14 protein-coding genes are annotated in these 18,362 nt (G+C 53.8%); all 14 read right to left on the reverse strand.

Annotated elements, in window-relative coordinates; all coding sequences use genetic code 11:
• Positions 1-5: 5 nt before the first annotated feature.
• The 14 genes from B5E82_RS05720 to B5E82_RS05780 all read right to left on the reverse strand — a co-directional run bounded on the left by B5E82_RS05720 (position 6) and on the right by B5E82_RS05780 (position 18,209).
• Positions 6-653 carry a zinc ribbon domain-containing protein gene (locus B5E82_RS05720; protein ID WP_162610717.1) on the reverse strand — a complete coding sequence of 216 codons (648 nt, stop codon included), beginning with the start codon at positions 651-653 and terminating at the stop codon, positions 6-8.
• Positions 628-1,263, reverse strand: a complete 636-nt coding sequence (locus B5E82_RS05725) for a response regulator (RefSeq protein WP_087164590.1) — start codon at positions 1,261-1,263, stop codon at positions 628-630. The genes B5E82_RS05720 and B5E82_RS05725 overlap by 26 nt, the downstream gene beginning before the upstream one ends.
• The gene (locus B5E82_RS05730) at positions 1,256-2,797 is read right to left on the reverse strand and encodes a sensor histidine kinase (RefSeq protein ID WP_242966251.1); all 1,542 of its coding nucleotides are present in this window, start codon (positions 2,795-2,797) and stop codon (positions 1,256-1,258) included. The genes B5E82_RS05725 and B5E82_RS05730 overlap by 8 nt, the downstream gene beginning before the upstream one ends.
• A gap of 465 nt (positions 2,798-3,262) precedes the next feature.
• Positions 3,263-4,144, reverse strand: coding sequence for a hypothetical protein (locus tag B5E82_RS05735; RefSeq protein WP_140393095.1), 882 nt, complete (start codon positions 4,142-4,144; stop codon positions 3,263-3,265).
• A gap of 1,007 nt (positions 4,145-5,151) precedes the next feature.
• Positions 5,152-7,299 carry an ADP-ribosylglycohydrolase family protein gene (locus tag B5E82_RS05740; RefSeq protein WP_087306617.1) on the reverse strand — a complete coding sequence of 716 codons (2,148 nt, stop codon included), beginning with the start codon at positions 7,297-7,299 and terminating at the stop codon, positions 5,152-5,154.
• 72 nt (positions 7,300-7,371) lie between these two features.
• Complete coding sequence (locus B5E82_RS05745; protein WP_087306618.1) at positions 7,372-8,556, reverse strand: AAA family ATPase; 1,185 nt, start codon at positions 8,554-8,556, stop codon at positions 7,372-7,374.
• 50 nt (positions 8,557-8,606) lie between these two features.
• Positions 8,607-9,419, reverse strand: coding sequence for an RNA ligase family protein (locus B5E82_RS05750; protein ID WP_206415633.1), 813 nt, complete (start codon positions 9,417-9,419; stop codon positions 8,607-8,609).
• Positions 9,420-9,494: 75 nt separating this feature from the next.
• Positions 9,495-10,199: a class I SAM-dependent methyltransferase gene (locus B5E82_RS05755; protein ID WP_162610718.1), complete on the reverse strand. Its 705-nt coding sequence runs from the start codon at positions 10,197-10,199 to the stop codon at positions 9,495-9,497.
• 29 nt (positions 10,200-10,228) lie between these two features.
• A complete protein-coding gene (nadD, locus tag B5E82_RS05760; RefSeq protein ID WP_087306620.1) occupies positions 10,229-11,383 on the reverse strand; it encodes a nicotinate (nicotinamide) nucleotide adenylyltransferase in 1,155 nt (384 codons plus the stop codon).
• Positions 11,384-11,387: 4 nt separating this feature from the next.
• Positions 11,388-12,137, reverse strand: coding sequence for a tetratricopeptide repeat protein (locus tag B5E82_RS05765; RefSeq protein WP_087306621.1), 750 nt, complete (start codon positions 12,135-12,137; stop codon positions 11,388-11,390).
• A 176-nt stretch (positions 12,138-12,313) separates the two neighbouring features.
• Positions 12,314-13,777, reverse strand: a complete 1,464-nt coding sequence (locus tag B5E82_RS05770; RefSeq protein WP_087306622.1) for a metallophosphoesterase family protein — start codon at positions 13,775-13,777, stop codon at positions 12,314-12,316.
• A 3-nt stretch (positions 13,778-13,780) separates the two neighbouring features.
• The gene (locus tag B5E82_RS05775; RefSeq protein ID WP_162610719.1) at positions 13,781-15,568 is read right to left on the reverse strand and encodes a leucine-rich repeat protein; all 1,788 of its coding nucleotides are present in this window, start codon (positions 15,566-15,568) and stop codon (positions 13,781-13,783) included.
• 5 nt (positions 15,569-15,573) lie between these two features.
• Positions 15,574-16,167: a hypothetical protein gene (locus tag B5E82_RS18095; RefSeq protein WP_162610720.1), complete on the reverse strand. Its 594-nt coding sequence runs from the start codon at positions 16,165-16,167 to the stop codon at positions 15,574-15,576.
• 320 nt (positions 16,168-16,487) lie between these two features.
• A complete protein-coding gene (locus B5E82_RS05780) occupies positions 16,488-18,209 on the reverse strand; it encodes an AAA family ATPase (protein WP_087306624.1) in 1,722 nt (573 codons plus the stop codon).
• Positions 18,210-18,362: the final 153 nt, after the last annotated feature.

Raw genomic sequence — 18,362 nt, forward strand, 5'->3', positions numbered from 1 at the left:
GCCAGTCAGCCCAGATTCCGGGCAATCTGCACCACTGCCTCCTGAATCTTCCCGCTGTTCAGGGTTCCGGCAAAGGAATGTGTCTGTCCGTCCTTCATGACAAGGACTATGGTGTGGTAGAGGCCGCCGTATCTTCCTTCCCTGGCGCTCTGCATATCCCGGTAGCGGTAGACATCCACAGCTCCGTCTTTTTTCGCCTGCTTTGCCGCCGCCAGCATACCCACAGCTCCGAACATGGACGCAGCGCTGTTCCCCATCTTTTTATGAAATTCCAGCCTGTCGTCATAGATCTTCACAGTGCCCGTCGCCTTTGCGATTCCCAGAGTAGGCTCCCCCTTATAATAAGACATCAGATTCAGCTCCATCAGGAAGCGGCCCCTGGGAGCCGGAACAGGCTGCGGCGCGGGAACCGGCTGTGGAACCGGAACAGGCTGCGGTGTCGGTACCGGCCGCGGCGCGGGCTGCTCCGGCATCCTCTTTTCTGTGAGCCGCGTCCCGCAGTATTCACAGAAGAGCATATCCGGCGCGCCCTCCTCTCCGCAGTTCGGGCATATCTTTTTCACAGGCGCGGCCTGGGAGACCGCCCTGTTTCCACACTGGCTGCAAAACAGCGCCCCTTCTCTCATTTCATTTCCGCAATACTGGCATCTCATGCTCTTCTCCCCTTTCCTGAAACATCCGGAACACATGCAGAACCTCTTTCTGATTCTTCAGTCCCAGCTTTTTTATCACTCTTCCCTTCTGGTTCGCCAGCGTCTTCGCCGACGAGTGGAAGTCATTTTCCTTTCCCATCATGATCTGAAATACGGCCATCTCCGCGTCCGAAAGCACGGACAGGGCCGAGGAAGCGATCAGGTATTCCTGCGCCGTATACTCCTTTGCGACAGCACGGATGTTTTCCACCAGAAGGGAAAGCTGATTCTTAAATACATAGCCTGACGCAAAAGCGTCTCTGGCAGCCCGCATGATCATGTCCGGCGTATTGATGGCCGTCAGGATCAGGACCTTGGCATCCGTCTGAATCCGAATTTCTCTGGAAAGACCGATCCCGTCCGCGGAAGACTTTCCCAGATTCAGATCCATCAGCACCACATCCGGCTCAGTCTCCAGCACCATCCTCATCACCTTTTCCGGCTCCGCGCAGTATCCGGCCACAAGGATATCCTCCTGCTTTCTCAGGAGCTTCCGGATCAGAAAGGCAAAGTCCCCGTCATCCTCCACAATCAGCACCTTTACAGGCCCTTTCCGGAATTCCTCACTCATTTGGCTTCCTCCTTCCCCTTTTCCTCCGCGGAAGACACAGGGTAAACTCGGTCCCATGCCGCTCCGGCTCCGTACTGCTGCGAATCTGAATATAGCCTCCGTGGGCCTTTACCACATTTCGGCAGTAGGAAAGTCCCAGGCCGAAATGCTGCAGATCTGAATAGCCGCTGTAATACATTTCAAATATCTTCCCTATCTCCTGCTCCGGAATCCCGCGCCCTGTATCCGCCACACGAATCAGCGCCACATCCCGCTTCGGCGTCCGGTAGGAAAGCGTCAGCGTTCCCTGCTCTCCCATGGCATCCAGCGCGTTGCTCACCAGATTCCCCAGGGCCTCCCGCATATGTACCGGATCGCAGATAAGCTCCGGGTATCTCTCGTCTGCTTCGATTTTCACCTGCCCCCTCCAGGCCCCCGTCTGCTCGTCCGCCACGGTCCGCAGAAGTTCCGGAATATTGACAGGCTCCGCCTCTATATGAATTTCCCCTGTATAGGCCGTGCTCTTCTGCGCAAACTTTTCAATATGCTCAATGGATCTCTCAATAATATTCAGCTCATCCCTCGTCTCCGGAATCTCCAGCTCGCGGATGAACTGCACGCTGAGCCTCTGCTTCGCCATCTCATTTTTCAGCATATGCACCATGTATCTGGTGTTCTCCGGCATCTTTACAGGCTCCTCAGACCAGTCAAAATGCTCCCGGCTCAGCCGCATTCCCCAGATCCCTTCGTGGAACAGATGATACAGATAATAGACAAACAGACAGAGAATAATGACCACATTCCCCTGCCAGACCTTGTAAAGGTCCTCCAGTCCCAGCAGATGAAACCCGAAAATCGTGATCAGCCAGTACCAGAGCGGCAGAAGCACAATGACCGACACAAGACGCCTCTGCCGGAAGGAATAACTGTTTCTTTCCCTGGCAAGCGTACAGACAATGGGAATCGTAGCCAGCACTCCGTATATCAGATTGTAGAAAGCCACGATGGTATAGGCGCTGTCATTCGTAAGGGGAATCACCCTTGTCTGACTCCAGGGATAGACAATGCAGAAGCACAGCATGGGAAGAAAGAGGGCCAGCTCCGCCAGGTGGAAAAGCCTGGGAAAACGCTGATCCAGCCTTGCAAAATACAGGCCGCAGATCACCGCGCAGGGCATGGCCATATAATAAAGAACCGCCGTCAGAATCGAATTCAGCAGCTCATCTGCCTCATAGACAACTCCCAGCAGCGCCACCTGGCGGCCGGCCAGAAAGCCGCCGTAATAGATATATTCCTTCAGCACGCCCACGCTGAGCAGAAAGCCTGCGATAAAGCACCACTGGTTTACTTTATTTCTGGGACTTGAGACCAGAATCATAAAGTAAAGTCCCCATATCAGCATTGTAAATAAAAGCAGCGCCACATTCGGCAGTCCATTTTCAAACATCTTCCGTTCTCCCTCGATTTTCAGGGCTTCCCCGCTTTTCAGCCGCTCCACCGCGCTTCTGCGCCGGCTCTGGCCGCCAAAAAGCAACATTTCTCTAATTTTCAGCATATCATAGGACCTTTTGTCAGGCAACGGAATGGATTCCCATATTTTATGGGAAAATAAGCTGTTGACTTCCTGTCATGTCCCTATTATGACCCCTCCGCAGGGTCCGGAACGGCTCCAGGCATTTTTGCCTGCCCTGAAAGTATTTTTCCGTACAATTTCATATACTGACACGCAAAGACCCCGGGAAACATCCGTACACACGGATATCTCCCGGGGTCTTTCCTGTATTTTCAATCTGTTCCGCCGTTACGATTCACAGCCGATTCAGACATGGAAACAGATGTGTCGTGCTGGCACGTAAGCATCTGTTTCCATGTCTGAATCAGGACTGTAAAGCAGTCACCCCGCCCACATAAGCAGTCTTAGCTCCGTAAGGAGCAAAACTGGAGCCTCAAAGAGGCGACGAGTGCGCATGCGGGCGGGTGGCTGTGAATCGTAACGTTCCGCCCACGAAATCTCCGATGTTCAGTTCAGTATCTGCCTGACCTCTTCTTCTGTAGCAGACAGCCGTCTGGCAATTTCCTGCACAGGAACGTTTTCTCCTGCCAGACGGAGAATCTGTTTGGCCAGCTCCAGGCCGCTCTCCCTTCCTTTTTCCATTCCCTTTTCCATTCCTTTCTTTACTCCATCATCAAATATCATTTGTCCCAGACGCGTCATATAAAACTCCTCCTTCACTTTCTCCAGTTCCTCTTTCTGGACAAATTTTTCCGCAAGCGTGTAAAGCACTGCCTGCATTTTTAACAGTTCAGATTTCTCCTGATTTTCCTGCTCTCCCCGGAGAAGGAAAAGGCTCCGCCGGATACGTTCGGACTGAGGCAGCTTTCCACTCATCAAAGGTGTCAGAATCACCTTCAACAGTTCCTCACGTTCCAGGCGCTTTATCTTCTGTTTTTCTTCCAAGTCTCGAATGAGCGTGTCTGCATCCCAATCCTTCAGGCAGACAACTCTGACATGATAGCAGCTCATGCCATTTACCAGCTGCTCCATAGGTTTTCTTGTGTCGGCTGTGCAGAGCACACAGGTAGTCACTTCTCTTTTGTACTGGTAACTGAGTATCGCTTCATAGACGCGAAACCGTCTCAGATCATCCTTCGTAATACTGTCGCTTTCAAATTCCAGATGCAGGATTTTTCCGTCTTCCATCTCATAATTGAAATCCTCAAAAAAATCTTCTGTTTTAAGCTGCACCTGCTCTGTCGGAAGGGTTCTCTTGATTTTTCCTTTCAGCCCCATCAGGGCCAGCAGCTCCTCTCCCATCAGCTGAGCCGCCGCTTTCAGCGCACGATCTTCCCGCGGGTAGCTGCCATGCTTACCAGAATTGCCGGAAGCGTTTCTTTGCTCCATACGCATGCTTCGCAGAAACATATTTCAGAAGCTACCTATATTATAAATAAATTACATCAGCCAGACAACAGCGGATTTAAAGTTTCTGCTTCCCCTTTCCTACCCTCAGTTGACAAGGACACACTCGCCTCCAGCGGCCTAATTACGGCATTTTCTGCGTCATCGTCAATCGGCGTACGTTTAGTACACCTCATTCCGATTCCTTGAAACTACCGTAATTAGGCCTACTGGAGGTCGAAGAGTCAGGCAGCGGCTGTTTCAGTGCCCTGCAAGACACTTGAACGACGCGTACTGGACGTACGCAGAGAGAAAAGCAACGCAGCAGGACGCTGAAACAGCCCTGTCCTGACCGTGTGTGCTCTTGTCAACTGAGGGTATTATTTTTGTTATCCCTGGATTTTGCTGCCCGATATGGGCTGTGAAAATCAGATCTTTATATTTTTCTCTTCTGCCGATCGGCATGGAAGCAAAGCTTCCGGTAAAACAGGACAGCTTCTGCACTGTCGTCCAAAATGTACAAATATGCCAGAGCTGCCAGAACGCAAAACCGGCAGCTCCGGAACAATGAAAAGATATCAAAAATGTAAAAAAACGTCAAGTGATTCTCCATTCTACCTGCTGCGGATCTGGCGTTTGGATATATGCAATAAAAAATTGTGTCTGCCATCCAATTTCCGCGTGAGATGGCAAGCATTTCCCGGAGATTCATTGGCGCAGCGCCCTTATTTACATATACGAGAAAATATGTCGTGTATATCCAACAATTGAACTTATTTTGGACATAGCAGGCTGCTTTTTCTCCATATGTATAATCCGCAGCTGATATCGAGGAAGAAAAGCAATATTCAGCTATGATAATGGTACTTTTGGATATCAGAACGGGAAAATGCTGTATATATCCAAAACCTGCAAAATACATGCTGTTTGGCAGCCAGATTTATTCAGAAACTGCCCCAATATATGCGGGACGCCCTAACATGTGGTTTCAATGCTGCCTGAAGGCTATTTTATGAGCTAAAGTATTGATTTTCCTTCAGCTCGTCCCGCACCTGCATCAGAATTTTCCCAAGCCGATTTTCCCCTTTTCCTGTATGGATGTCGATTCCCCAGCAGGTATCATTCCATGTGGTGCCTTCCACCAGCCTTTTCCCGCCGGTAGCCAGAAGCTTTTCGGCAAGCTCCGGGTTCTGCGTGAATTTTGCCCGGACAATCTCCAACATCAGGCCTGTCTTAACCTCTTCCCAATCCTCCCGGAGCCTGACCCTGCCGCCGAGGGACTTTGCCCTGCCCGGCGCCAGTCCGGCGAACCAGAGGCGCTTTTCCTCATCCTCACACTTCTGCGCCTGGAAAGCCGCCTCACTGTTCCTGTACCGGATTCCTCCAAATTCTACAGGCGCGTCATAAAAGTTGCCAAGGAACGCGTATCTGCCTGTAAATCGGCTGATACAGTCCAGATCTGCGTAACCCTTTTCCACAAGGATCTCCCAAACCTCATCTGTCACCATGTCCCTGGCCTGCTCGTCATGATCGCGGAGGCATCTGCGCAGCCGGGATGAGCTGATCCCTTCCGTGCCGTCCGGCATCTGGAAGGAGAGAAAGCCTGCGCAGTTTTCATACAGGAAGCGGCTGCGCGCAATCACCGTTTCCGGCTTTTGCCCGCTTCTGGCCGCTGTCAGAACCTGAAAATGCTCCAGCAGCTCCCGGATATGTCTCCAGCGCGGCATGATCTGCAGTTTATCGCAGCCAGCCAGATAAAAAATCCTGGCATTTGGATATTTTTTCTGTACTCTGCAGAGAGTATCATACGCATGATTGCCTGCATCTTCCCCCATCTCTCCTGTTTCTACGGAAAACCGGGGATCTTCCCTGCACACCGCCTCCAGCATCTGAATCCTCAGCTCATCCGTCATGAGCTTACAGGATGGCTCGCTCCTTTTCAGCTTGTGTTCTATGTATTTCCCTGACGCCGGAGCGAAGATGCCCTTGTCCGCCCCTACTGCGTCTGCAGCAGCCTGAAGCAGCTTAAAATGAGCGATGGTAGGCGGATGGAAAGAACCTCCCATCACGATGATCTTTTCTCTTGTCCTGTCTGCCTTTGCCTCCTTCAGATTCTCTCTCAGCATATAAGCAGCCTGCGCTTCCTTCTCCGTATTTACGCCGCAGGCGCCGTTTTCTGGAGTCTTTCCCTCCATCCCCCGCAGCAGCGAAGTGCACGCTTCCTCGATGACCGGCTTTCCCTTCAGCGCAGCCAGCCAGCTCTTTGGGATATCTCCATATCCGTAGGCCAGCCCAGCCAGCCCTCCCGCTACGGCGGCGGTAGTGTCCGTATCTTCTCCAAGATTAACCGCCGTCAGCACGCAGTCCCGGTAGCTGCCCGTGGTAAGAAAGCACCAGAGAGCCGCCGTCAGCGTATCCGCCACATAGCCGCCGCTTTTTATCTCCGTCTCCGGCAGTTCCGCCAGGCTGTCCGTATCCCGAATCCGCTCCCAGATCGGCAGCGCCTCCGCAAATTTTTCATGCCGCCTGTACCAGCCGAGGGCTGCCCCAGCCCCATCTCTGACAGCCGTCTCCCGATCCACGCCTTCCATCAGGCGAACCGCGATATTGGCATAGATTCCGCAGGCAGACAGCGCAATGGCATGGCGGTGCGTCAGTGCGGAAGCTTTATGGACAATGTCCATCGCCTTCCGGGACTTCGTAAGATCCGCGCCGAATCTGGAATAAAGGTAATACGCTGCGGGAAGTATTCTCATCAGAGAACCATTTCCGTTGGAGGACACCTTATTCCCACCGCACAGAACAGGCTCCACCCCTTCTTTATACCGGAACAGCGCCTGCGCCGTTGTAATTCCGCAGTCGAACCGTTCCCCCCACGGAGAGTATTTCCCATTCTCATACCAGTCCAGGAAACGCTCCATGATATCATGGGCATGGACGCCCCCTGTTTCCCCGATACTCTGAGCCAGGCACAGGGTCAGGCTGCCATCGTCCGACCATGTCCCTTCCGGCTGTCCATATGTCCCTCCGCCAGACATCTCCGAGATCGGCTTCCGCTTCAGGCTCTCCCTGCTGCGAAATTCTGCCGGCACTCCCAGCGCGTCTCCCACACATACTCCGTAAATTCCGCTGCGAATCATATCTATTCTATCTGTCATCCGCTGCTCCTCCTTTCTGACGCACATCCCATTTTTAAAAAGCGTCCTTTCAGGTCAGAAAATCCAAAGATGTCAAGTACTTCTCCACTCTACCTGCTGCGCCTCCTGGCGCTCCGGCGGCGTCAGCTTCTCCAGCATCCTCACGATACTGCCCTCCGGCACCGTTTGGGAAGAGTCTGCATGTCCCCTCTCCCGGTTGCGCCGCAGGCCTTCTTTCCAGCCTGTCTCCAGAAATACAATCCGCACCGATGCTTTATAGGACTCAAAGAGTTCTGTATTCTTTCTGCGGAGCTCCGGCGTCAGGCTGGTGGCGTTCCACACAAAGGGCTGCCGCGCGCGCAGATATGCCCGCGCCCTCTCCCTGGCCTCAGCCGCCACCTGCCCCTGGGACTCTGCAGGGGAAACCTTCATTTCCCTGCGGATCTCATCCAGCGACACCACGGGCAGCCCCGGATAATGCTCCCGGATCCAGGTGTCCTTCCCTGTGCCGGGCAGGCCGCACATCAGAACCACTTCGCCCCAGGTATCGTCATAAAGCTCCCCCTCCGGCCAGGCAAGCTTTCCTTTCAGGTAGGCTCTCTGGGCGTATGGGGAGGAAAAAGCCTTCGGACCTTCCAGGCATCCCAGCTCTTCGGCCAGAATCTCCGTAAAGGCGGCCCGTTCGGCCAGTTCCGCCGTGTCCTCTGCCAGCCGCCCCACGGCGTCCGCCCTGGAGAGCAGGCAGAGCAGAGAGAGCTGAAAATCGCCCGCCAGCTCTCCGGCCGCAGCGATCCGGATCAGTTTCCTTCTGTCCTCATTCTCCCCCAGGTGTATGGGCTCCATGTGATACCGGATCAGCGTACAGACCGTTTCGCGGAAATTCTGAAGCTCCGGCGTGCCGGCCATGCCGAGTTCCCTCCAGAGCAGCTCCCTGGCCATATGCGCGCCGGCTACCCCGTGGCGGGGAGCTCTCAGGCGCCCGTCTTCCACCCTGGTACAGCGTATCTTTCCCGCATCATGGAGCAGGGCAGCCAGAAAAAGCTCCTGCCTCTGCCGCCGGGGCAGCGCCCGGAACGCTTCCATGGCGCTTAAGGCTTCGCAGACCATTTTCGTATGCGTCCACACATCCCCTTCCCCGTGCCAGACAGGATCCTGAGGCGTCCCCCTCATACCCTCCGCAAACTTCTGAATACAGAAATGCCGCTCCACCCCTTCCCAGTCTGTGTCCCAGTCCGGTCCTTCCGGAAAACACCGGAAGAGCTCCTCTCTGCTCTTCACAGCCGCTCACCTCCTCCTGTCTTTCTTTCTGTCTGCCAGCTCTCCGCTGCTCATTGTCCGCAGGATTCAAACAGCTTTTCAAGCGGCACACAGAGCTGATTTGGCACAATGGGACGCTCCAGCCAGTGTGTGCCTGACTCATCCACGCACTGGGCGAAGGACGCCCGCACATATTTCAGCCGCGCTGCCACCTGCCCATTTTCCTCCACCTTCAGATACAGGCCCTCCATCAGCCCGGAGGGATCTGTCTCCCGGCACTGCAGCTCCGGGTCAAGGCCAAGGCGTCCGCTTACTTTCCGCAGCCTTTCTCTGTGGTCGGAAGTAATAAAACGGGAAACGCCCAAAAGCCCCATCAGTTCCTCCCTCCTGGCAAAGCTTTTCTGTGCCAGTACCGGAACCGACACCACCGGAAGCCCTGCCAGAAGCCGCTGTCTCGAAGACGTATCCAGAAAACGCCCGGTCTGCCTGTCCAGCACGTCAAACTCCAGAAAATAGTGGGGCAGGGCGTCATAAAAGACCGAATGCTTCGCATACATCCATTCGCCGTACATGATGTAACGGCTGCCCAGGACCTGATAAAAAGCGTCCCTGTGGACGGCGGCCCACTGCTTCATCAGCGCATAATGTCTCTCCCGGTATCCTCCCGTCAGATAATGGCCTCTGCTCTGGAGCAGCAGCTCTCCATCCGCCGAAAAGGAAACCGCGGAATTCGCTCCGTCACATTTTTCTTCCACTGCCAGATTCCGCCCCGCAATCTCCGAAAACGGAATCTGAGACAGTTCCTCGTCTCCCGGCTGCAGCCGGGAGCCTTCCAGATGAGGCGTCCGGGGATATTTGATCATTGACTGCGTCTGTCTTTCCATATGCTCTCCTTTCCCTGCCTTCTCCATACTCTTCCTGTTTTCTGCAGTTCTTCTTTCCGGCCGCAGATCCTTCCGTCATCCTTCCTTTCCCAGCGGCGCAGCCACAAACAGGTGTCCCGGCACTCCGTCAAAATGCAGGCGGCGGCAGCCCGCCGCCTCAAAAAGCTCCGTCAGTCTCTCTTTTGTCAGCAGATGAATGTGCTCCGGATTGTCGTCCGGCTTTGAAGGCACCGTCACCACCACATACCGTCTGGCCATCCGCACCGCCGCCCGCACTGCGCTTTCCACATCGGGAATGTGCTCCAGCACCTCCAGCGCCGTCACCACGTCAAAGGAACCGTCCGGAAACGGCTGTCCGCAGAGATCTGCCTGCACTGCCCGAAGTCTCGTGATTCCGCCCCGGTTTACATCCTGCAGAAATTCCACCCGGCGCGGCAGCACATCGATGGACACGGTCTCTGTCTTCGGAAACTCTTCCAGAAAGGGAAACAGGAAAACTCCTCTTCCGCTTCCCACATCCAGCAGGCTCTCCGGCTGGACGGCATGCAGGAAGCCAAGGACCTTTCTCACCCGGGGAAGCTCTCTGTGGCCGCGCTTGAACGGATACAGCTTCGGCTCCTCCTCTTCCGTGGAACTCTGTCCGATCCGTCCGGCTCTGCCTCTCAGATAGGCGGCTGCCAGGCGCTTATAATATTCTCTTTCATCCATCCCTGCTTCCTCTCTTCCTGTGATTTTCTTCACCACATTTCTGCCGATTCCTGTGAGTTTCCTTCGCTGCATTTCTGCCGATTCCTGTGAGTTTCCTGCCCTCATTTTTCTCCGGCCGCTCTTTCTTTCAGTTCGTTCCTTACCTGCATCAGAATCCGGCCCAGATGGTTCTCGCCCTGCCCGGTCCTCTGATCCACGCCCCAGAAGACATCATGCCAGGTGTTTCCCTCCACCAGCCTGCGGTCCCCTGTGGCAAGCAGCCGCGCGGCAAGCTCCTCATTCTGCGTGAACTTGGCCCGGACAATCTCCAGCATCAGTTCTGTCTTGATTTCTTCCCAGTCACCACGGAGCTTTACCTGGCGTCCCAGCCTTTTGGCCCTGTTCGCCGGAAGCTCACAGAAGCCTTCCCTCTCCGGGCGGTCCAGACATTTCTGCGCCTGGAAGGCGGCTTCCGCATTCTGATAAACCAGTCCTTCATATTCCACAGGAGTAGCGTAAAAATTACTCAGGAAATCATAAGCGCCGCGAAAGCTTGTGATATCTGCGTTCCTGTTCAGCCTTCCTTCTCTTAGCAGGATTTCCCACACAAGTGGATGCAGCTGTTCCGCCACCCTCTCATCACCGGCCCTCAGAAGGCTGCGGACTCTCGTAGAGCTGATATTTTCTATTCCTTCCGGTTCCGCGAGAAGCACAAACGCATCTGCGTGCTGCTTCAGAAACGGCTGCTTCTCTATCACGCTCTCCGGCGAGGTTCCCTCTCTTCTGGTTACCAGAAGCCTGAATCTCTGGAGAAATTCTTCTTTTCTGTGCCAGCGCGGGATGACTGCCAGCTTATCTCCTCCCGCTACAAAGTAGAGCTCAGCCTCCGGATACTTTTCCTGAATTGTTTCCATAGTCTCGAAGGTTTTCGCGCTCGGGTCCCGGCCATACTCACAGGTATCCACAGCCAGTCTGCTGTCCTCTTTACACATGGCGGCGAGCATTTCCAGGCGCATATCCTCCGGCAGCACCTCCTTTTCCTGCCTCTGCCGCCGCATCTTCCTTTCAACGTAAGCATGGTTTGAGGGAACGAAAATCCCCTTTTCCGCGCCGAGGGCATCCACAGCGGCCCTCATCAGCCTCAGATGGGCCAGCGTCGGAGGATTGAAGGAACCTCCCATCACCACGACCCGTCTGCTTCCCTGCTTCGGCTCCGCAAATGGCATCTTCTTATTCGGCTCATTCATTCTTACTTTCACCTCTTTTTCATTTCTCATTTTCCTATACTGCCGCCTGCCGCCAGCGCTCTGCCTTGGCGGCGTCCCGGGGAATATCCTCTGTGCCGAAGGCGCAGTATTCTCCCAGCAGATTCATCTGCTCGTAAAATTCCGCCGGGCTTAAGCTGCTCCGGTAAGCATTCAGAATCCCGTCCCTGTCTTTTTCTGCCGGCGCAATCCTCTGATCCGCCGCCCGGTCAAACCAGTACAGCGCCGCCAGATCATTCTTTTCCACTCCCGCACCCGCATTGTAGAGGACTCCCAGATAATTCTGAGACATACCGTCTCCGCCAAACTCTGCGGCAGCGCGGAACAGCTTCGCCGCATCCGCGTATTCTTCTCTCTTGAAATGCCAGGCCGCAACAGAAAATATCTGTTTATTTGCCGTTATTCTGACATCCTTTTCCGGCCAGACATAAAAGGAAAAATGAGCCATTGCCTCAAAAAGCTCTCTGGCAGAGCCGGCCGCCGTTTTTTGCTGCAGAAACTCCACCGTGCAGCGGCGGCAGAGCTTTTCCGCCTCTTCGTCTCCCTCTCTGGCTGCCTGCTCAAACCAGTAAGCCGCTTCCAGAAAATTCTGTCCGGTCCCCCTTCCCTGGGCAAACAATACTCCCAGATTGTACTGAGCCGTAAAATCAGGACACATCCGGATAATCTCCACATATGTGGAAAAGGCCCTGTCTGCTTTCCCCTCTGCGAGAAAAACCTCCGCGTTTTCAAGCATTCTGTCAATCATCTCCTGTGACTTTTTCATCTTTTTCACTCTCCTCTCTGCTTCAGCAAGCCTTCAAAAATCTGTTCAACGTATTCCCGGACTTTCATCCTGCTGAAAGCATATCATGTTCAAAAACCTGCAGACTTTTTCCTTCCGTTTTACCGTTCAAAACTGCATTTTTGTCAGCGGAAAAGCATACCTGCCTTCAGGCTTCCTCACGAAAAACAGTAATATCCCCTGGGATAGCGGCGGCCTGTATGCACAGAACGGGCGCAGATCTCCAGACCTCCGGCCGCGGCCTGCCCGGCTCCAGGCCAGTCTTCCTTCGCTGCCGTTCTTTTCCTTTCCGCCGGTCTGTTAAGCCGCAGTTCCCAGAAGACGCCGCTGGCCCATTCTCCCGGGAGCAGTACATCGTCATAAGCAGAATCTCCTGCGGCGGCGCGCGGCCTTCCCGTTCCCATCTCAGTGGGCCGTACGCTTCCGGCATTCAGGTACAGACGCCTGGCTTCCGGTTCGTATTCCACGCAGCCCTCTGGAACATTTGGAGAAAAATGTGTGTGTCCACTGATAAAAATGACTCGTTCCTGTCCATCCACAATCCTCTGCAGCTCCCGGTCCCGGTTCAGATAGGGCGTACCGCCCGGCTTCCGCTGTGGATTGTGCGCCAGAAGCGGCGCGTGGCAGAGAATCACTCTCCAGCCCCTGCCGCGCTCTGCTTCTTCTTTTTGCAGGCATTCCTCCAGAAAACGGAGCTGTCTTTCCTCCGGAAACAGAAACTTACGCCAGTGGCCCGCCGCATTCAGGCCGATGATTTCCGCCGGGCCCAGCCTGACGGAATAGGCGCCGCTTTCATCCTGCCGCCATTCAATCCCCTGCCGCGCCGCCCGCTGCTCAAGCCAGGCCTGAAAGGCCGTATAGTCCGTCTCCTGCGAAATACAGGGAAGCGGCTTCTGCGGCATATCATGGTTTCCGTTTACCGCAAAAACCGGAAGGCTTCCGGGAAGCTCCTCCAGACATTGCTGAAGCAGCCGGTACTGGCCGGGCAGACCGTCATTCACCAGATCTCCCGCCAGCAGCAGTCCGTCCACCTCTGCCGCCCACCCGAGAGCTCTGCGGATTCTGCCTGTATCCTTCGTCAGATGCAGATCGCTCATGACGCAGAGGCGAAGCCCTCCTTCCCGGCTGTTCAGCAGACCGGGAGGTGCAGGCTGGGGATCGGAAGACACGGGCTGGAGCCTGGAAAAAGCATCCTGCGGATCGGGGAACGCAGACTGGAGTCTGAAATAAGCCGCCTGCGACCCGCTCCATCCTTCCGGAAGCGGGAAGAGGGCTTCTTCCCAGCGCTGAAGGTCCGGGCAGACAGCCCGGACCAGAATATGCGTCGCTTCCGGAGGGACGGCGCGTCTTCCGCGGAAGCGGAAGACGCCGTCTCCGGAAGGAGCGACAGGTATGTACGCAAAAGCGGACCAGTCCGCCAGGGCTTTCCCGGCGGCGGCCCACCAGAGGGCCGCCGCCAGAAAGCCCTTCGCGCGGACGCGGTAAACACCGTCTGCGAAGCCGGGGGTGTCGAGTGTAAATGTGAGATTCAGCATAGGCACTCCTTCCTCAGAACCGTTTTCCAGCTCCTGCAGAGCGGCACGAAAACGGCTGATATCGTTATTCCTGTTTTCCCGGGGCATCTCTCAGCCGCCTCCCGACAGAATCTTCAGAATTCTCATGGTCGCGTACGCCACATGTCCCCAGTTTACTTTATTCATCGCATCCTCCACCTTATCCAGAATCCCTGGCTCCTTCACGACGGCGGCCTTTGTCATTTCTGAAGCACCTGAGTCCTCAGAATTATCCTTGTTTTTAGATGTAATATTTACGCTCATCAGCTCACAGCCTGCAGGGATTTCCAAAGTCTGCATAACCTCATTGGGAAACGCCGCCGCGCCAAGCTTTTGAATTCTTCCCGGCAGCTTCACTGACTGAATTTTATCGCACAGAATAAACGCTCCATTTTCGATATAGGTGCAGCTTTGCGGCAGTTCCACGCTCTCCAGAGCAGAACAGCCGAGAAAGGCTCCCATTTCTATCCGTTCAATTCCTTCCGGAAGGATCAGCCGTTTCAATTCTGTGCGGTATGCAAAGGCCTCTGCTCCTATGGCTGTCACCGGCTGTCCCTGATACTTTGCCGGAATCACAACGGTCTCTGCCTTTCCTGTATATTTTATGACGGTATATCCCTTTCCTGCCTCCCCGAAAACAAACTCTGCGTCTAAATCCGGCAATTCCACAGTCAGCGGCAGATATGCCAGCCCCAGCGCCACCGTCTCCTGAGGCCGGGATATGGAAATCACTCTCCCCGCATCCGCCGCTATCTGCGGAAGCAGCGTTTCACAGATCTTCGGCTTCTGCCCGCTCAGAATCTCTTTTGCAAAATACCACTGGCTGTGGCCGCCGGTCAGAACCACCAGCTCTACCTCTGACGGACTGATTCCCGATTCCTGAATGCAGCCGCGTACCAGCTGCGGCAGGCCTTTCAGATATTCCCCTGCCCATCGTTCAAACACTGCACGGTTCAGGCCGTAATCCCCCACATCGAGACCCAGCATCATCAGGCTGGAATCCAGATCCGCAAACCCATCCACCTCATCTCCCCGCAGCAGCGCCGGTGACACCAGATTTTCCTTCCATGCCTTGAACTTTTCATTTCCAAAATTTTTCAATATCAGAGACGCTTCCTCCGGCAGGCGGTTCTGCACAAAGCTGCGCAGAAGGTCATCTGTTTCCTGTCCCCCAAACAGCACATCGCCTTTTCTTGGCCAGGTACACAGAATCTCATTTTCTGATTTTTCTCCCGGCGTATACCGGCACAGCACCAGATCTGTAGTACCTGCCCCCATATCTATCAATAAAATCGTACAGGTCTGTCCCGGTTCCAGATATCCCTGATTCTGCAGATACGTCTCACACTGCAGAGTTGCCGCGTGAACAGCAGCCTGGGCCTCATCCATACCTTCCACATTGGGAAAGCCTGCTTTCTCTGCCGCCTGTATCATAAATTTTTTTGTCTCTTCGCTCCATTTCACCGGATAGCTGATGAGCGTCCTCTCCTGATCATCCGGTTCCCCCAGATGGCCTCCTTCACTTTGTTCCCTATAACAGCGGCCCAGATACCCCAGGAACTCTTCCGTCAGCGCGCGGGCTTCTTCCTGTTCTTTCTGAATATTACTTTCCAGCTTTACCTTAAACCCCTGATGCGTCCTGGCTTTTTTTCTCGATATCAGCGCATCATATCCATAATAGGTATTGTCTCCAACTCTCTGAATTACCGTGGGCACCGCCGGGTACATCCCGTTAAATATCACAGAACAGGTGTCAAGCTTTGCGCTGCCTCCTGCCGGCTTCCCACCCTCATACCGCTTCACCCGGATCACCGAAGTGCTGGTTCCGAAATCTACACCTATGATTCTCTGTGCTGCCATCCTGTCTATCCCTCCTCTGTCTCCAGACTTCTGCAGTTTCCCTGTTCGACTACGCGCCCATTCTGATACCAGGCCGGAAACAGAATTTCCACATGATCTCCCAGATAAAGCTGCTTTCCTTCCCATTCCGTATAGGCATTTGCTGTGAGCTCATCCAGCACGGCCTCGCCCGGCGCGTCCTGCGTGATCCCCGCCGCTTCAGCGGCTCTAAGAAGCAGTTCCGTCCATCTGCGGTACTCCTCTTCTGTGCCTGATTCCCGCAGCGGCTCCAGAACTTTCCGGCTGATCTCTTCCAGCGGGCTTCCCTCCCACTGATAGCGGGCGCGGTTCCACCACTCGCCGATGATCTTCTCCTTTTTCTTTGCCGTTCCTGCCTGAAGCCTCCGCAGTCCCCCATACAATCCGTTAAACACTTCCGCCCTCTCAGTCAGGGCCTGCGTCCATACCTGAAGAAACAGCTCCTCCTGTGAAAGCTGCCGCTCCTTTGAAGCCTGAGTCTTTTTGACACTTTTGTCCTTTCTGTCCCTTCTCCCTGCTCCCAGCCAGCGCCGCAGTCTCCCCAGGATTTTCTTCCACTGTCTGCAAAGCCTCTTTTTCACCTGTATTTCCACCTCTTTCTATCTGTATTCCTGATGCTGAAATGACTTCCCTGTTTCATTATCCTTCTTTTTTATTCCTTCCGGTTCCTCCCGGCATTTTTCCTTCTTCAGACGGCATTTTCCTGATTTTCAGCATATCATACAGATTTTTGTCAGGCAATTAAGCCGATTCCCATAATTTATGGGATTTACAGGCGCTGCCTGCAAAAAGAAAATGCCGCATATCTGCGAAAACACTGTTTCCACAGATATACGGCACATCCCTTATCGGTCTGATACTGCTTTCTTTATTCCCGCAGCTTAAGCTGCGCTAACTATTTTCATGCCCCGTCAGCTTGCTGCGGGGTATTTGACTCACTTCCGGCCTGCCCCAGCTTGGCCATACATTCCTTCCGGTAAAAGACGACTCCGTACTTCATGATATTCTGATACCCCTCCTGCCGCAGAGCTTCCTCATATTTCTGCTCTTCTATCTGGCGCAGGGCCTCATCGCATTTATCCTCCAAACCCTGATAGGTCCCGGACACCTTGATTTCAATAATGACTGCCTTGCCCCGGACGCTGGGATATTTCAGGATAATATCCGGTCTTCCGTTCCCCGATTCCCGGTTGGACAGGACAATATAGTTTCCGATGTTTTTCAGCATTCCCGCGAGAAAGCCGTGATAGTAGCTTTCCTGATAATCATAAAAGCTGATGGTCTCCATCAGGTTCTCCGAGAGAATCTCCGCCATTTTTTCCGTGTCTCCGTTCAGAATGCTTTCATAGAGCGGCGACAGTTCCTTTTTGTCCGTCTTTTCTTCGAACCAGCGCAGAACCGTATTCTTATAGATGTAACGGACCTCGCTGTTTGGTATGGCCATCTCCATGTAGATGGTCTCTCCCTCCTGCTGCTTCCGGATCTTTTTCAGATAGCCGGTGAAAAACAGAAAGTTCCACAGATTGTCCTGGGTGGAGTCCATGTCTTCATAGGTGATGTCCTCATGAATCGGCTTCGTAATCGTCTTGCCCTCTATCAGGGCTTCGATCTCCTGCTTCACGGACAGGTCGGCCTTCTCCACCAGGGTGCGGATGATGCTGTTGGAACTGGTATTGGACCAGTAGGGGCGGGCAAAGGCGTCCTTATTCGTCCGACAGGACTGTACATAATTAATGACGCTCCAGGGATTGTACACCTCTGTGCTGCCAAACTGATAGCCGTCGTACCACCTCTGTACCGTCTTCAGGTTCATTTCCAGATCATAGAATCTCAGCATTGCTTCCACCTCATCCGGCGTAAACCCGAAATACACCGCATAATCCTCTGCGGTGATGGGCATAATCTTGAGGTTATTCAGTCCCGTCAATATGGATTCCCGGCTGATCCGCAGGCAGCCTGTCATCACCGCGAATTCCAGATTCTCATTGGTCTTTAACGCGGATTCGAACAAAGAACGGAGCAATGCAGTCATCTGCTCATAAAATCCTGCAAAATGCGCGTTTTCCAGAGGAACGTCATATTCGTCAATCAGAATGATGGTTTTTCTGCCCGTACAAATATAAAGGCATTCGGACAGAAATTTCAGCGCATCCGCATAATCCGCGTCCGTACCTTTCAAATCCCGAATACGCTGGAAGCGCTCTCTGTCAGCGTCATTCAGCCGTCCGCTGGCCTCCACTGTTTTCCAGTGGCGCGAATATTCCTCTCTTATCGCCTTTTTCAGCATCTCAAAGGACAACTCCCAGGTCGCCTGCTTCATGGACTTCAGCGTAAGGCTGATAACCGGAAACTGCCCCATCCATTTCAGATACTCTTCTCCGGCGGACATAATCTTTGTGCCTGCAAACAGTCTTCCGGCATTGTCCTCTTCCATCTCAAAAAAATACCGGAGCATGCTCATATTCAGCGTTTTTCCAAAACGGCGGGGCCGTGTAAAAAGATTCACTTCCCCTTTCATATCCAGAAGATCCCGGATAAACAGGGTTTTATCTACAAAGAAATAGTCTTTTGTAATCAACTCTTCAAAATTGTCCACCCATATCGGCAGCGGTTTCCATGCCATACAATACGCCTCCCTTCCTGCCGTGGTTTGGTTCCATTTTACTACGTCAGGACGGGAGGCGCAATGACGCCTTTTCCGGCATATTCCGTTGTTTTTGATAAAACGTTACAAGTCACACTCGGGCCAGAATCAGAGGGGTCCGAATGTGAACTG

The sequence above is a fragment of the Lachnoclostridium sp. An138 genome, from assembly GCF_002160765.1.
GTDB lineage: Bacteria > Bacillota > Clostridia > Lachnospirales > Lachnospiraceae > Laedolimicola > Laedolimicola faecalis.

Coding starts and splice junctions, on each gene's coding strand:
- B5E82_RS05735 (WP_140393095.1), bottom strand. CDS start 4,144: ATGGAGCAAAGAAACGCTTCCGGCAATTCTGGTAAGCATGGCAGCTAC.
- nadD (WP_087306620.1), bottom strand. CDS start 11,383: ATGAGAAATGAAAAAGAGGTGAAAGTAAGAATGAATGAGCCGAATAAG.
- B5E82_RS05750 (WP_206415633.1), bottom strand. CDS start 9,419: ATGGAAAGACAGACGCAGTCAATGATCAAATATCCCCGGACGCCTCAT.
- B5E82_RS05765 (WP_087306621.1), bottom strand. CDS start 12,137: ATGAAAAAGTCACAGGAGATGATTGACAGAATGCTTGAAAACGCGGAG.
- B5E82_RS05770 (WP_087306622.1), bottom strand. CDS start 13,777: ATGCCCCGGGAAAACAGGAATAACGATATCAGCCGTTTTCGTGCCGCT.
- B5E82_RS05740 (WP_087306617.1), bottom strand. CDS start 7,299: ATGACAGATAGAATAGATATGATTCGCAGCGGAATTTACGGAGTATGT.
- B5E82_RS05775 (WP_162610719.1), bottom strand. CDS start 15,568: ATGGCAGCACAGAGAATCATAGGTGTAGATTTCGGAACCAGCACTTCG.
- B5E82_RS05780 (WP_087306624.1), bottom strand. CDS start 18,209: ATGGCATGGAAACCGCTGCCGATATGGGTGGACAATTTTGAAGAGTTG.
- B5E82_RS05725 (WP_087164590.1), bottom strand. CDS start 1,263: ATGAGTGAGGAATTCCGGAAAGGGCCTGTAAAGGTGCTGATTGTGGAG.
- B5E82_RS05720 (WP_162610717.1), bottom strand. CDS start 653: ATGAGATGCCAGTATTGCGGAAATGAAATGAGAGAAGGGGCGCTGTTT.
- B5E82_RS05755 (WP_162610718.1), bottom strand. CDS start 10,199: ATGCAGCGAAGGAAACTCACAGGAATCGGCAGAAATGTGGTGAAGAAA.
- B5E82_RS05730 (WP_242966251.1), bottom strand. CDS start 2,797: ATGCTGAAAATTAGAGAAATGTTGCTTTTTGGCGGCCAGAGCCGGCGC.